We start from the raw sequence: 14110 nt of genomic DNA, 5'->3' as shown, positions 1-14110 counted from the left end.
GGGCTCACCGCATCACGAAGGGATCGGGGATAGGATCATCGGAGGTGCGCAACCATATGGTCTTGGTGCGCGTGTAATCGAGCGCCGCCGCAAGCCCGCCCTCGCGTCCGTCGCCCGACAGGCCGAATCCGCCGAAAGGCGCAATCGGCGAGACCGCACGATAGGTATTCACCCAGACGATGCCGGCACGGATCACCTTCATCAGACGGTGGGCGCGGGTCAGATTCTGCGTGAAGACACCGGAGGCGAGGCCATAGACCGTGTCATTGGCCAGCGCGATGGCTTCCGCTTCGGTTTCAAAGGAAACGACCGAGAGGACGGGGCCGAAGAACTCTTTCTCCATCGATGGGGAACGAATGCCGTCGCAATCGAGAATGGTTGGCCGATAGAAATAACCGTCGCCGTCTACCGGCGCACCGCCTGTGAGAACCTTGGCGCCCGCGTCCACGGAGGCGGAAACCAGAGAAACGATATGCTTCCTTTGACGCTCCGTCGCCAGCGGGCCTACTTCCGTCGCCATATCCAGCGGCGAGCCGATGCGGATCGCCTCAGCTTTCGCCTTCAGAATATGGAGGAACCGATCCTTGACGCCTCTTTCGATGATCAGCCGCGAGCCGGCGACGCAGCTCTGGCCGGTCGCGGCGAAAATGCCAGCAACCTGCGCATTGGCGGCGCTCTCGAGATCGGCATCGGCAAAAACAAGGATCGGCGATTTGCCGCCGAGTTCCAGCGAGGTGGAAGCGAGGTTTTCAGCCGAATTACGCACGATATGACGCGCCGTTTCCGGACCGCCGGTAAAGGCGATATGGGCCACTTTCGGATGGGCGGTGAGCGCCGTGCCGCAGGATGCGCCGAAGCCGGAGACGATATTGACGACGCCGGCGGGAAAACCCGCCTCATGCACCAGCCGGGCAAATTCCAGAAGGGGTGCCGGCCCATCTTCCGAGGCCTTGACGACAATGGTGCAGCCGGCCGCGAGTGCCGGGCCGATCTTGACGGCGGCGAGAAACAGCTGGCTGTTCCACGGCACGATGGCCGCCACGACGCCCACGGGTTCACGCCGCAGCCAGACATCCATATCCGGCTTGTCGATCGGCAGATAGGCGCCCTCGATCTTGTCGGCCAGACCCGCATAATAACGATAATAATCCGCGACATAGGCAATCTGCGCGGAGGTTTCCCGGATGATCTTGCCGGTATCGCGGGTTTCGAGTTCGGCGAGCGTCTTCGCATTCTCACTGACCAGATCGGCGAGCCGGTAGAGCAGCTTGCCACGCTGTGTCGCCGTCAGTTTCGACCAGCCTGCATCTTCGTAAAGCGCCCGATGCGCGGCTTCGACCGCACGGCTGACATCCGCCTCGCGGCTTTCCGGCATTTCGGCCCATGCCGTGCCGCTTGCGGGATCGAGACTTGCGAAACGCGCCTCGCCATCTTCGAAACGTCCGTCGATATAGCACTGGAAACTGCGCATCGCGTTACTCCCCGAAAGCCGGCATGACATCGGAAAGGAAGCGCTCCAGCGAGGCCTTCTTGCGCTCGAAGCTCATGCCCGTATCGATCCAGAAGGAATATTCGTCATAGCCCATGGCCTCGTAAGCTTTAAGCCGGGTAATCACATCATCGGCATTGCCGACGACATTGTTCTTTCGCATGACATCGGTGGAAAGCATCGCGTTGGCGGCGATGTCTTCGGGCGCAATACGCTCGATCAGCCCCTGATGGATCGGTTTTTCGTTTTTGAACCAGGCGAAGAAGTAATTGTAATAGACGCTCATCTCATGCGCCGCCTGGGCGATATCGGCTTCATCGGAACCGACATAGGTGTGGCGAAGCAACATGATTTTCGGGCGCTGTTTTTCCGGGTTCTTGGCGCAGGCATCGTTGAAGCGGCCCATCAGGGTTTCCACCTCGTCATCGCCCTGCCAGAGTGGCGTCACCTGCACGTTGCAATCATTGGCGACGGCGAATTCATGCGAATTCGGATCGCGCGCCGCCACCCAGATCGGCGGGAAGGGCTGCTGCAAAGGCTTGGGAGCAGAGGTGGTGGCCGGAAATTTGTAGAACTCGCCGTCATGGGCATAGTCGCCCGCCCACACACCTCTGACGGCCGGGATCAGCTCGCGCATGCGCTGGCCGGCGCCCCAGGCATCGAGGCCCGGAAGCAGCCGCTCATATTCAAACGAGTAAGCACCGCGGGCGATGCCGATATCGAGACGGCCGTCGCAGATGAGGTCGGTCATCGCGGCTTCGCCGGCAAGCTTGATCGGATGCCAGAAGGGCGCGATCACCGTTCCCGTACCGAGACGCGCCGTCCTGGTGCGCCGGGCCAGATCGGCGATCGTCACGAAGGGGTTCGGGGCAATGGTGAAATCCATGCCGTGATGTTCACCGGTCCAGATGGCATGCATCCCGCCGCGATCGGCGATTTCGCAAAGCGTCACGAACTCCTCGTAGAGCGTCTTGTGATCCTGCGAGGCGTCCAGCCGTTCCATATGGACAAAGAGGGAGAATTTCATGGGTTTGCCGCCTTCATCGAGATGGGATGGACCCTGCCGGCAGTCTCGTTACCGACATAGACACCGAAGTTGCCGATTGAACTTTCCAGCGCGAACCGGTTGACAATGTCCGCCGTCGCGCCGGAGTCGAACTTTGCCGAAGCCAGCGCGCCGGGCAACAGAAAACGGCCCTGGCGCGGCGCATCGTCCCCATCTGCAAGCGCGTGGTAGACGATGTGCTGACGCCCATCCGCCTTGTTTTCATAAACCGAGTAAAGAAAACCCGTCCTGACCGTCAGTCCGGTGAGCTCTTCCAGCCGCGCCGTCAGCGCCGCGACCGGATCGCCGCCCGCCACGACGCAGCCGGGCAGCGACAGCACATCCTCCCCGACGAGGTAAATCTCGCCGCGCCGCTCAAGAACCGCGCCGACAGCGATTTCACCCTCTGCCGCAGCCGAAAGCGCCTTTGCGGCCAGCATCGGCGTGAAGTAACCGCCGCGCGCATAACCGAGGCCGTTCAGACCGCTATTCTCGAAAGCGTCGATGCGACCGAGCAGAATGACGTGGTCTCCGGCCTCGATAACCTCCTGCATCGAACATTCGAACCAGGCTGCAACATCGGCAAAGACCGGTGAGCCTGCCGGCGCATCCGACCAGATGGCGGCGGCAAAACGATCTTCCACCGGCCGGGCGAACGTATTGGACAGATCCTTCTGGCCTTCCGACAGAATATTGACGGCGAAATTTTTCGCACCCGTCATCGTCGCGAAATTGCGCGAGGTGCGGGCAAGGCAGATCAGCAGCAGCGGCGGATCGAGCGAGACCGAGGTGAAGGAATTTGCGGTGAAACCCACCGGCTTTCCGGCTTCGTCGCGGGTGGTAACGATCGTCACCCCCGTCACGAAGGCGCCGAATGCGTCGCGCAGGGCGCGCGGGTCAAGGGTTGCAACGGTCATTGCGGCTCCTCCTCTAAAGCCAGCCATTCGGCCATCAGTGCATTGACGGTTTCGGGTGCGGTCAGATTGACCATATGCCGGTGCGCCTCAACGATACGGGCATAACCGCGCGGCGTGATCGCCGCCATCTGCTCCGCCATCAGGGGCGTGGAGTTCGGATCGTCCGAACCGGTCAGAAAAAGCGCCGGGCAGGTGACAGAAGGCCAGCGGTCGGCATAGGTCTCGTCCCCGCCCGCAAAAGCGGTATAGGCGACCGCGTAACCTTCCGGATCGACCATTTCCAGCCAGCCTCTCGTCAATTCCCGGGCGTGCCGGCTTTTCAGATCATCGCCGAACCAGCGCAGCAATGGGCCTTCCTTGTCCACGCCCGTGGTGCGGATCGCCGCCGCACGCGCAAGCACCGCCGCCTTCGCAACGGGGTCGCGGCGATAAACACCGTTCAGATATCCGACACGCGCTATGCGATCTCCAAGGGTCGCGGCTGCCCCGCCGGAAATCAGCGCCCCCATGGAATGCCCGGCGACATTGGCGCGCTCTATCCGCATGTCGTCGAGAAACCGGCCGAACCAGCCGACGAAATCCTCAAGAGTGCTGCCGGCCGCAAGACGTTCGCTGCCGCCGTGGCCGGGCATATCGACCGCGATGACGCGGTGCGTCCTCGAAAACACCTCGATCTGCGGCGTCCAGGCTTCGAGCCGCATTCCAACACCGTGGATGAGGATCAGATTCTCGCCCGCGCCGGCTTCGAAATAGGCGGCCCCGCCTCCGGTCGTTTTCCGGGGGAGCGTGGCGGCGCCTGCCTTTGCACCATTGACCCGTGACGTGTCGGCGACCCTTTGCATTGGCGTTCGCCTCAAACGCCGGCCGGATTGGCGACATCCTGGCCGAGATCCTTCAGATCCTGATAACGGTCGCCGATGCGGTGATGCGGCCGGCCGCCAACGGAAGCACCGAGCGCGACCACAATCTCGTCCGCAGCCGGAGCATCGGGAATGGCCGTCTGGATCGTCAGATAATGCGAACGGCGGCCTTCATCATTCTTGTCCATCAGCGGGATCATGATCGGCGCATTGCCGGGGCCGCGCGTGTTGCAGAAGGCGAGATAGGATTTGGCGCCGACCGCCTGACGATAGTGATTGCCGAAACGCAGCGTATGGATGAGCGCGGAGGCATGTTCGATCTCACCATCCAGCCCCACGACGGCCGCCTTGCCATAGGCCTCCACCGCCTCGCCGGAACCGACGGCGTCAAGGATCATCTTCGTCAGCAACTCGCCAAGCACCGGCGCGCCTGCGTGAATTTCCGGCTTCAGATCGGCCACGAAACCTTTGCCCGCCCACGGATTTTTAACGACCGCAATGGCGGCGAACAGCTTCAACGGCGCTGCGGCAGCCTTGCCCCCCTCAATCAACGTCGTTTCGACCTGCAGCAGGGTCTTGCGGATCTGGATGGACATCAGCGCTCTCTCCGTAAATATGATGGCTTATGGTATGCCATAATATATGACTGTCAAGTACCGTAATCCCGCAAGGGCGAGCAGTTGAATTTTGAGGATTGTCGTCGCCGATAAGTCGAGCGCTATGGGCAACCGATTGCACTTGGCAAGCAACGATTGGAGGCGGGAAAATGGGGCAGATTTGACCGGGGCGTCATCAGCCGGGCTGGATGCGCAAGTGGCCGCCCGATATGGCGATAATGTCCCGGAAGATCGGGGCAACCGAGGCCGGCGGCCTCTATTCCTGACTTTCAAGCCGATATCGGGAACCGGGATAAAGCAGCCGTACGGACGTGACGGCACGGCTCGACGACCAGGTTCTGCGGCGCACGAGAAGGCAGGGCTCGTTTCGGCTGATGGCCATCAATTTGCATTCCCAGGGCTGGGGCGATGCCGCCTCGATGAATTGCTCGGTCCGCGAAATTGGTGCTGCCGCCGTTAGATAGGCATTCGGGGTGAGCGTATTGAAATCCTGCATCAGATAATCCGGAGCGATCTCCGCATTAACGAAGCGATCTTCGAGCTGGATCGGCACATCGTCTTCGTGGTGCACGATGATGGAGTGAAAAACCTTCGCTCCCACGGCGATCTCCAGTGCCGTTGCGAGATCGGGACCGCAAACTTCCGTCTGGGCGAGGATCAGGCTCGGTCGATGCGTCGAACCGCGCTCCTTGATCTCGTCGGCGATGTTGCGCACGCCCATCATGCCGGCGCTTCGCTTCTTCGGGGCGACAAAAGACCCGCGCCCCTGCACGCGAACGATCACCCCCTCGGTTGCCAGCTCCCGCAGGGCGCGGTTTGCCGTCATGCGACTGACACCCAGCATGTCGACGATCTCGTTTTCGGAGGGTATCCTGTGGTTGGTCAACCACTCGCCGCTGGCGATCTTTTCCTTGATCTGTTCTTTCACCCGCTCATACAGCGGCAGGGAGGAGCGATCGCCCGAGACAGGAAACTCGTTTTCGGTGACGGGCAGCATTGAAACTCCTAAAAATCGGGCGACTGCACAAAACGCAGCCAGAATCCGCGCAAGCACAAAATTATCACATCCTATCTTGCTTGTCTTTCGCAAATGTGTGAAGTTACATATACAACTTGAGGGGAAAATAATGGCAAGCGAAGACTCGATCTCCAGCGGCCGCAAGTCTCCCGCCGATGGTCGGGGCGATATTCGAATGCCCGCCCAGCGCAACGGCAGGAGCTGCCATACCGATGCCGAAGCCATGTTTGACGGCTCGGCCGGGCAATATGCGCTGAAAGCCCCCCCTTGCCAGACGCCGCCAACCGCATACGCCTTCGACCCGACATGGCCAATGCGCGTGAAGCATATGAATTTCTCAAAGTTGTATAGTGAACTTCTGACACACCGCTCCAGGGTGAACATCGAATTCCATATTGATTCGACGAGTGCCCGGCCGCCGATTTCGACGGGACATGAAATGCACCAATGACCGCCGGGCTCAGGGATAGACATCTACCCAGGGCACGCACGGCCGAAACCACAAAACGCATGCCAGCAACTTGCCAATCATCAAACCAAAAGGGGAATGCAATGCTGAATTCAAAGCTGAAAATCGCGCTGGCCACCACCGCGCTCATCATGGGAGCCTATGCCGGGTCCGCGAGAGCGGAAGGCTATTGCGCCGCTGGAAAGACCATCACCTTCGCCGGCATCGACTGGGAAAGCGGTGCTTTCATCACCGAAGTCATGAAGGAAATCCTCTCCAAGGGCTATGATTGCAAGGTCGATTCCATTCCCGGCAACTCCGTGACGCTGGAACAGGCGACCGCCAATAACGACGTGCAGATCTTCGCTGAAGAATGGATCGGCCGCTCCGACGTCTGGAACAAGGCTGCGGAAGCCGGTCAGGTAACATCGGTCGGCAAGACCTTCGTTGGCGCCGCCGAAGGCTGGTTCGTACCGGAATATCTGGTCAAGGGCGACCCGGCAAAAGGCATCGAAGCCAAGGCTCCGGACCTGAAGAGCGTCGACCAGCTTTCCGACCCGAAGATCGTCGAACTGTTCAAAGATCCGGAAGAGCCCACCAAGGGCCGCTTCCTCAATTGCCCATCGGGCTGGACCTGCGAAGGCGTCAACACCGCCAAGCTGCAAGCCTACAAGCTGGAAGCAAACTATGTGAACTTCCGCCCCGGCACCGGCACCGCTCTCGATGCCGCAATTGCCGCTGCCTACCTCCAGGGCGAGCCGATGCTGTTCTATTACTGGAGCCCGACGGCAATCATGGGCAAATACAAGCTCATCCAGTTGCAGGAGCCGGCCTATAGCGACGCCTGCTGGAAGGAACTGACGAGCGCCGATGGAAAGCGCGACGCCGGTTGCGCCTTCCCCTCCGTCGAGGTGGCCTATGGCGTGAACAGCACCTTTGCGAAGGAAGCGCCGGACATCATCGCGATCCTTGAAAAGGCGACATTCCCGCTGACCGAGATCAACTCCAGCCTCGCCTATATGACCGACAAGCAGGTCGATGCGACAGCCGCCGCCAAGACCTTCCTTCAGACCAAGGCCGATATCTGGGGCAGCTGGGTTTCTGCGGAGGCCAAGGCGCGTATCGAAGCCGCCGTCAAGTAAACATCGCAGGCGCGCCGGGCTTCCGGCGCGCATTTTCCCGTCAGGACAGGGGCCGGCTCCCGGACATGGGGTCGGCAGGCGCGAGGACGACACCAATGTTTCCTGAAGTTTTCCATATTTCCATCCGAGGCCCGATCAATGATATCGTGCGTTCGCTGGTGGTGAATTACGGCTCCGTTTTCAAGGCGATCTCGCAGACGATCCTGCAGGCGATCCTCTTCGTGGAATGGGTGCTGCGCGGTCTGCCGTGGTGGGTCATTTTTCTGGTCTTCCTGGTGCTCGCCTGGTTCGCGGCGAAGAAGATTTCGCTCGTCATCATGGTGGCGGTGATGCTTTTCATCGTCGGCGCGCTCGGTCTCTGGGACCTGACGATGCAGACGCTGGCGCTGATGCTGATTGCCAGCCTCATCTCCATCGTCATCGGCGTGCCCATGGGCATCCTGCTTGCCAAAAGCGAGTGGGCAAGGCGCATCACCCTGCCGGTGCTCGACGTCATGCAGACCATGCCGAGCTTCGTCTATCTCATTCCCGCCATCATGCTTTTCGGCCTCGGCAAGGTTCCGGCCGTGCTGGCGACCATCGTTTATGCCGTCCCGCCGCTGATCCGCCTGACCGATCTCGGCATCCGGCAGGTGGACCGTGAAGTGGTGGAGGCGGCGACCGCCTTTGGCGGCAGCCCGCGACAAATCCTCTTCGGCGTCGAATTGCCGCTCGCCACGCCCACGATCATGGCCGGCCTCAACCAGACGATCATGATGGCGCTCTCCATGGTCGTCGTCGCCTCGATGATCGGCGCGCGCGGCCTCGGTGAGCAGGTGCTGAACGGCATCCAGACGCTCGATGTCGGCAAGGGCCTCGAAGCGGGTCTCGGCATCGTTATTCTCGCAATCGTGCTCGATCGTATCACCCAGGGTTTTGGCCGATCCAGCCGGAAGGAAATGGGCAATGACTGATATCCATATCCGCAACGTGTCCAAGATCTTCGGCGGCAACTGGAAGGCTGCGCTCGCCATGGCGCAGCAGGGCGCGGAAAAGAGCGACATCCTGGCAAAGACGGGATGCAGCGTCGGCCTCGACAATGTCAGCCTCGATATAGCGGGCGGCCGCATTTTCGTGATCATGGGCCTCTCCGGCTCCGGCAAATCGACCCTCGTGCGCCACATCAACCGCCTTATCGAACCGACAACCGGCGAGATTCTCGTCGGCGACGACAATGTTCTCGCGCTGAAACCGAAGGACCTGCGCGACTTCCGCAACCGGCGCGTCAGCATGGTGTTCCAGAATTTCGGCCTGATGCCGCACCGCACCGTGTTGCAGAACGTCGTTTATGGCCAGCGCGTGCGCGGGTTGACCAAGGCCGATGCGCGGCCCATCGGCATGAAGTGGATCGAGACCGTCGGCCTTTCTGGCTATGAGGATAAGTTTCCGCACCAGCTTTCCGGCGGCATGAAGCAGCGCGTCGGTCTGGCCCGCGCGCTGGCCGCCGATACCGACGTCATCCTGATGGACGAGGCCTTTTCGGCGCTCGACCCGTTGATCCGCGCCGACATGCAGGATCAGTTGCTGCAGCTCGAAAAGAACCTGCACAAGACCATCGTTTTCATCACCCACGATCTCGACGAGGCGCTCCGCATCGGCGCGCAGATCGCGATCCTGAAGGATGGCAAACTGGTGCAGGTGGGAACGCCGGACCAGATCCTCAACAGCCCCGCAAACGACTATGTCGCCCGTTTCGTGGAGCGCCGCACGGGTGCGGGAGAAGGCCAGCATGTCTGATACGATCACCATCGATCGTCCCCTCACCTGGCAAGAGATCGCCGCTGTTGCAAAGGGCGCCACGCTTTCACTGTCGGATAAAGCGTGGCGGCGCATTGCCGAAGCCCGCGCCATCGTCGATGCGCTCGTCGAAAAACGGGTGCGCGGTTACGGCATCAATACGGGTGTCGGCGCACTCTGCGATGTGATCGTCAACATCCCGCAGCAGCAGGCTCTCTCCCGCAATATTCTACTCAGCCACTCCTGCGGCGTCGGAGAACCGCTCGGACGCGAAGAAACGCGCGCCATTATGGCCGCCCAGATCAACAACTTCGCGCATGGTTATTCCGGCGTGCAGGTCAAAACGGTCGAAGCGCTGCTCGCCCTGCTGAATGGCGATATTCTTCCCCTCATTCCGTCAAAGGGCTCGGTGGGTTACCTCACCCATGCCGCGGCCATAGGGCTGGTGCTGATCGGCGAAGGCCGGGCCCGCCACGGCGGCGAACTCATCAGCGGCAGGCAGGGGCTCGAAAAGCTCGGCCTCGAACCCATGGTTCTGCAGGCGAAGGAAGGGCTCAGCCTCGTCAACGGCACACCCTGCGCCACCGGCCTCGCCAGCCTCGCGCTCGCCCGCACGACTTCGCTCCTTGACTGGGCCGATGCGGCAGCGGCAATGAGCTATGAAAACCTTGGTGCGCAGGCCGATCCCTTCGCCGCAGGGCCGCTGGCACTGCGCAGCTCGCCAGGCATCCAGACCGTCGGCGCAAACCTGCGCCAGCTTCTGGCGGCAAGCCCGCTTCTTGCCCGGTCGGCCGGATCCCGCACGCAGGATCCGCTCAGCCTGCGCGCCGTGCCACAGGTGCATGGCGCCGTTCGCGACAGCGTCGCGCAGATCGCCGACGTCGTAGACCGCGAACTCGCAAGCGTCACGGACAACCCGGTCGTCGGCGGCACGCCGCAGGCGCCCGAGGTCCATTCCCAGGCCCATGCCGTCGGTGCGGCGCTCGGGCTTGCCATGGATGGGCTGGCGACGGCCGCAGCCGAACTTGCGGCGATTTCCGAGCGGCGTATCGACCGCCTCGTCAACCCGCTTGTCAGCGGGCTGCCCGCCTTTCTGGCGGAAAGCGATGGTGTCTGTTCCGGTTTTATGATCATCCAGTACACGGCCGCAGCGCTTGCCGCAGAAAACCGCCGCCTCGCCGCCCCCGCCAGCCTCGATGGCGGCATCACCTCCGCCTTGCAGGAGGATATATTGACTCACGCCACCGCCGCCGCCGACAAGACGCTTTCGATTATCGGCAATCTGGAAACCATTCTCGCAATAGAGATCATGAGCGCCGCGCAAGCCTACGACATGCAGCCAGACGAAGCCGGCCGTGCGCCCGGCACCGATACGCTCTACCGGCGTGTCCGGACGGCGGCGCCGTTTTACCGTGACGACCAGCCGCTCAACGATCTGGTAGCTGCCGTTCGGGAAATGCTGCAAACCACGCTTGCGGGAATAGGTGCCGACGCAGGCTAGATACTGCGCCGGAGATTTTAGCCGCACACGATGCGGAAGAGGTCACTCTTTGCCGGTCTTCTGGGCGATGAGAACGGCTTCCGCAATCGCGCTTGCGCTCGCGACATGATCCAGAGCCGCCTTGTAAGCGGCGTCTCCATCCCCCTGCCGAATGGCTTCGACGATCTTTTCCATTTGCGCCGGGCCTTCGGTATCGCGGCTTTTCGTCTTGATCGTCATCGAACGAAGATGGTTGATCCGCACCGTCAGCAGGTTGACGACGCCCCAGGCGACATGACGGTCGATCTTGCTGAACAGCGTCTGATAAAAGGACGAGGTATGCGCCAGAACGCCCGGCATATCCTTTTCGATATAGCTTTCGCGGATATGACTGAGGGACGCTTCGAGCGCTTCCACGATGGCAGGATCGCGGCGCTCCGCACAAAGGCGCGCCGCCATTCCCTCCAGCGCACCGCGAATTTCATAAATCTGCTTCGCCTCATCGAGATCCAGCATCGCGACCATCGGGCCCTTGTTCGGCAAATTCGCCACCAGCCCCTCGGATTCCAGATGCCGCAGGACCTCACGAACGATGGTGCGGGAAACGCCGAGCTGGGCGCAGAGATCGCGCTCCACCAGACGGTCGCCCGGGCGGAAATAACCGTTCACGATGGCGTCGCGGACCTTGTCGAGAGCGAGTTCCCTCAGCGTCTTTGTCGGGCGCTCAACGCGAATGGCAGTTCCGTGCGAAGCATCTGTCATGGTATCACCTCGTTTGACACCTCCCGTTTCGTCGCAACGCGGTTACGAACAAGAGCGAGAAATGGCTTTTGTATTATGGCGTACCAACTTATTTAGCGCCGCGCTCTCTTTATGGCAACATCAGCACGGCTCACGCAGAATGCTCATCCCATTCTTTCCGAAGCGTAAGAGCCGGGACCTGGGGGAAACACCACGGTTCGGCTGCCGTTCAGGAATACGCGACGGTGAATATGGGCGTGGATGGCACGCGCCAGCACCTGCGCCTCCACGTCGCGGCCAAGCGACACATAATCCTCGGCCGACTGGGCATGGGTGATGCGCACGGTATCCTGCTCGATGATCGGTCCCTCATCCAGATCGGCAGTCACATAATGCGCCGTCGCGCCGATCAGCTTCACACCGCGCTGATAGGCCTGCTTGTAAGGGTTGGCCCCCTTGAAGGAAGGCAGGAAGGAGTGGTGGATATTGATGATCCTGCCTGACATCGCCTCGCACATCCTGTCGGAAAGCACCTGCATGTAACGCGCCAGCACGATGAGTTCCGTAGCCGAGCTTTCCACGATCTCCATGATCCGGGCTTCGGCCTGCGGTTTGTTCTCTTTCGTCGCCGGAATGTGGTGGAACGGAATGTCGTGATTGACCACGACCTTCTGATAATCGAAATGGTTGGAGACGACGCCGACAATATCGATCGGCAGCGCCCCGATGCGCCAGCGGTAGAGCAGGTCATTGAGGCAATGGCCGAAGCGCGACACCATCAAAAGAACCTTCATCCGCTCTGCCTGGTCGTGCAGCGCCACCTCCATGCCGAACTTTTCCGAGATGGGCGCCAGCCCGGCCATCAATGCGTCGCGTGTCGCACCCTCCTCGGAAATGAAACCCACGCGTATGAAAAAACGGCCGGTGCCGAGATCGTCGAATTGCGAACTATCGACGATGTTGCACCCCTTCTCAGCGAGAAAGCCTGAAAGGGCGGCGACGATGCCGCGGGTGGATTTGCATGTCACGGTCAGGACGAAGTTCGTCATCTGGCACTCTTTCTGTCATCGATAAAGCATGTCCCCCAAAAGGGTGCAGCGGTTTTGGGACCAAGACATACTTAAAAACAAAGATCTAAAGCGCATGGCATGAATCAGATTGGACGCGACGCGCTTTAGCGAAAAACCCCGCGCTCTTGATCAGCGCGGGGAAAAGCCGCAAGGGCGGCGGGGAAAACCGGGCTCAGACGTCGAGAGTGGTCTGATGCTCCCATGCGGTGAATTGCGAGCAATAGCTGTTCCACTCACCCTGCTTGAGCTTCAGATAGGCCTTGGAGAATTCCGTGCCAAGCGCCTGCTGCAATTCCGCATCCTTCTCATATTCGCGTAGCGCATCGAGAAGGTTGAGCGGCAGCTTCGGTGCATCCGTGACCTTGTGGCCCTCGCGGTACATGTCGATATCGTAGTGCGGACCGGGATCGGCCTTGGAACGGACACCGGAAAGGCCGGCGGCGATGATGATGGCCTGCAGAAGATAGGGGTTCACGGCGCCATCCGGCAGGCGCAGTTCGAACCGTCCCGGCCCCGGCACGCGCACCATGTGGGTGCGGTTATTGCCGGTCCAGGTCACCGTATTCGGCGCCCAGGTCGCGCCGGAAATGGTGCGCGGCGCGTTGATACGCTTGTAGGAATTGACCGTCGGATTGGTGACGGCCGCAAGCGCCGACGCATGTTTCATGATGCCGCCGAGAAACGTCTTGCCCTTGGCCGACAGACCGAACGGCATTTCCCTGTCGGCAAAGGCGTTGACCTTGCCGTCGAGGTCCCAGACCGAAATATGGGCATGGCAGCCATTGCCGGTCAGGCCCTTGAAAGGCTTCGGCATGAAGGTGGCGCGCAGCCCGTGTTTTTCGGCGACGGATTTGACCATGAATTTGAAGAAGGAATGTTTGTCCGCGGTCTGCAGCGCGTCGTCATATTCCCAGTTCATCTCGAACTGGCCGTTCGCATCCTCATGGTCGTTCTGATAGGGCTTCCAGCCCAGCTCCAGCATGTAATCGCAAATCTCGGCGATCACATCGTAACGGCGCATCACCGCCTGCTGGTCGTAGCAGGGCTTTTCCGCCGTGTCGTATTCGTCGGAGATTTTTGCACCGTCCGGCGAAATCAGGAAAAATTCCGGCTCCACGCCGGTCTTGACCCTGAGCCCTTCGCCAGCCGCTTCAGCGATGAGCTTTTTCAGCACCACGCGCGGCGCCTGCTCCACCGGCTGGTCTTCCATCACGCAATCGGCGGCGACCCAGGCGACATCCTTTTTCCATGGAAGCTGGATGACCGAAGAGGCGTCTGGCACGGCGAATAGATCGGGATGGGCGGGCGTCAGATCGAACCAGGTGGCGAAGCCCGCAAAACCCGCGCCATCCTTCTGCATATCGGCAATCGCTTCTGCGGGAACCAGCTTGGCACGCTGGCCGCCGAAGAGATCGGTATAACTGATCATGAAATATTTGATGCCCTTTTCGGCAGCAAATTTGGAGAGGTCCAGTGTCACGTCATTCCCCTTTTTTTGAATATCAGA

General features: G+C 60.8%; 14 protein-coding genes. 5 read left to right on the top strand and 9 right to left on the bottom strand.

Features of this window, described 5'->3' with window-relative positions:
* Positions 1-4: 4 nt before the first annotated feature.
* The 6 genes from ACQZ5G_RS10020 to hutC all read right to left on the bottom strand — a co-directional run bounded on the left by ACQZ5G_RS10020 (position 5) and on the right by hutC (position 5925).
* Positions 5-1471 carry an aldehyde dehydrogenase gene (locus tag ACQZ5G_RS10020; protein WP_448737774.1) on the bottom strand — a complete coding sequence of 489 codons (1467 nt, stop codon included), beginning with the start codon at positions 1469-1471 and terminating at the stop codon, positions 5-7.
* A gap of 4 nt (positions 1472-1475) precedes the next feature.
* On the bottom strand, positions 1476-2516 hold the full coding sequence (locus tag ACQZ5G_RS10015; RefSeq protein ID WP_448737775.1) for an LLM class flavin-dependent oxidoreductase: 1041 nt from the start codon (positions 2514-2516) through the stop codon (positions 1476-1478).
* Positions 2513-3451, bottom strand: a complete 939-nt coding sequence (locus ACQZ5G_RS10010; protein ID WP_448737776.1) for a flavin reductase — start codon at positions 3449-3451, stop codon at positions 2513-2515. Before ACQZ5G_RS10010 ends, ACQZ5G_RS10015 begins: the two co-directional genes overlap by 4 nt.
* Positions 3448-4293, bottom strand: coding sequence for an alpha/beta fold hydrolase (locus ACQZ5G_RS10005; protein ID WP_448737777.1), 846 nt, complete (start codon positions 4291-4293; stop codon positions 3448-3450). The genes ACQZ5G_RS10010 and ACQZ5G_RS10005 overlap by 4 nt, the downstream gene beginning before the upstream one ends.
* 11 nt (positions 4294-4304) lie before the next feature.
* Positions 4305-4907: an amino acid synthesis family protein gene (locus tag ACQZ5G_RS10000; RefSeq protein ID WP_003519589.1), complete on the bottom strand. Its 603-nt coding sequence runs from the start codon at positions 4905-4907 to the stop codon at positions 4305-4307.
* 277 nt (positions 4908-5184) lie between these two features.
* Entirely contained in the window at positions 5185-5925 is a 741-nt protein-coding gene (gene hutC / locus ACQZ5G_RS09995) for a histidine utilization repressor (RefSeq protein ID WP_003519590.1), read from the bottom strand.
* Between the two features lie 130 nt (positions 5926-6055).
* Between hutC and ACQZ5G_RS09990 the strand changes: the two genes are divergently transcribed.
* From ACQZ5G_RS09990 to ACQZ5G_RS09970, 5 genes are all read left to right on the top strand, one after another.
* A complete protein-coding gene (locus ACQZ5G_RS09990; protein ID WP_448737778.1) occupies positions 6056-6397 on the top strand; it encodes a hypothetical protein in 342 nt (113 codons plus the stop codon).
* Between the two features lie 101 nt (positions 6398-6498).
* On the top strand, positions 6499-7536 hold the full coding sequence (locus ACQZ5G_RS09985; protein WP_078052080.1) for an ABC transporter substrate-binding protein: 1038 nt from the start codon (positions 6499-6501) through the stop codon (positions 7534-7536).
* A 95-nt stretch (positions 7537-7631) separates the two neighbouring features.
* Positions 7632-8489: an ABC transporter permease gene (locus tag ACQZ5G_RS09980; protein ID WP_448737779.1), complete on the top strand. Its 858-nt coding sequence runs from the start codon at positions 7632-7634 to the stop codon at positions 8487-8489.
* Positions 8482-9312 carry a quaternary amine ABC transporter ATP-binding protein gene (locus ACQZ5G_RS09975; protein WP_448737780.1) on the top strand — a complete coding sequence of 277 codons (831 nt, stop codon included), beginning with the start codon at positions 8482-8484 and terminating at the stop codon, positions 9310-9312. Before ACQZ5G_RS09980 ends, ACQZ5G_RS09975 begins: the two co-directional genes overlap by 8 nt.
* Positions 9305-10813: an HAL/PAL/TAL family ammonia-lyase gene (locus ACQZ5G_RS09970; RefSeq protein WP_448737781.1), complete on the top strand. Its 1509-nt coding sequence runs from the start codon at positions 9305-9307 to the stop codon at positions 10811-10813. The genes ACQZ5G_RS09975 and ACQZ5G_RS09970 overlap by 8 nt, the downstream gene beginning before the upstream one ends.
* Positions 10814-10855: 42 nt before the next feature.
* On the opposite strand, the gene ACQZ5G_RS09965 is transcribed toward ACQZ5G_RS09970, so the two are convergent.
* From ACQZ5G_RS09965 to glnT, 3 genes are all read right to left on the bottom strand, one after another.
* The gene (locus ACQZ5G_RS09965; RefSeq protein WP_448737782.1) at positions 10856-11554 is read right to left on the bottom strand and encodes a GntR family transcriptional regulator; all 699 of its coding nucleotides are present in this window, start codon (positions 11552-11554) and stop codon (positions 10856-10858) included.
* Between the two features lie 143 nt (positions 11555-11697).
* The gene (purU, locus tag ACQZ5G_RS09960; RefSeq protein ID WP_448737783.1) at positions 11698-12582 is read right to left on the bottom strand and encodes a formyltetrahydrofolate deformylase; all 885 of its coding nucleotides are present in this window, start codon (positions 12580-12582) and stop codon (positions 11698-11700) included.
* Between the two features lie 193 nt (positions 12583-12775).
* Positions 12776-14083 (bottom strand): type III glutamate--ammonia ligase, encoded by a 1308-nt coding sequence (glnT, locus tag ACQZ5G_RS09955; protein ID WP_149743296.1) that lies wholly within the window; start codon positions 14081-14083, stop codon positions 12776-12778.
* Positions 14084-14110 lie beyond the last annotated feature (27 nt).

Source organism: Agrobacterium sp. 22-214-1, from assembly GCF_053522465.1.
Note: the sequence above shows the minus strand (reverse complement) of the source record. Positions and strands in the feature narration are given on the sequence as shown.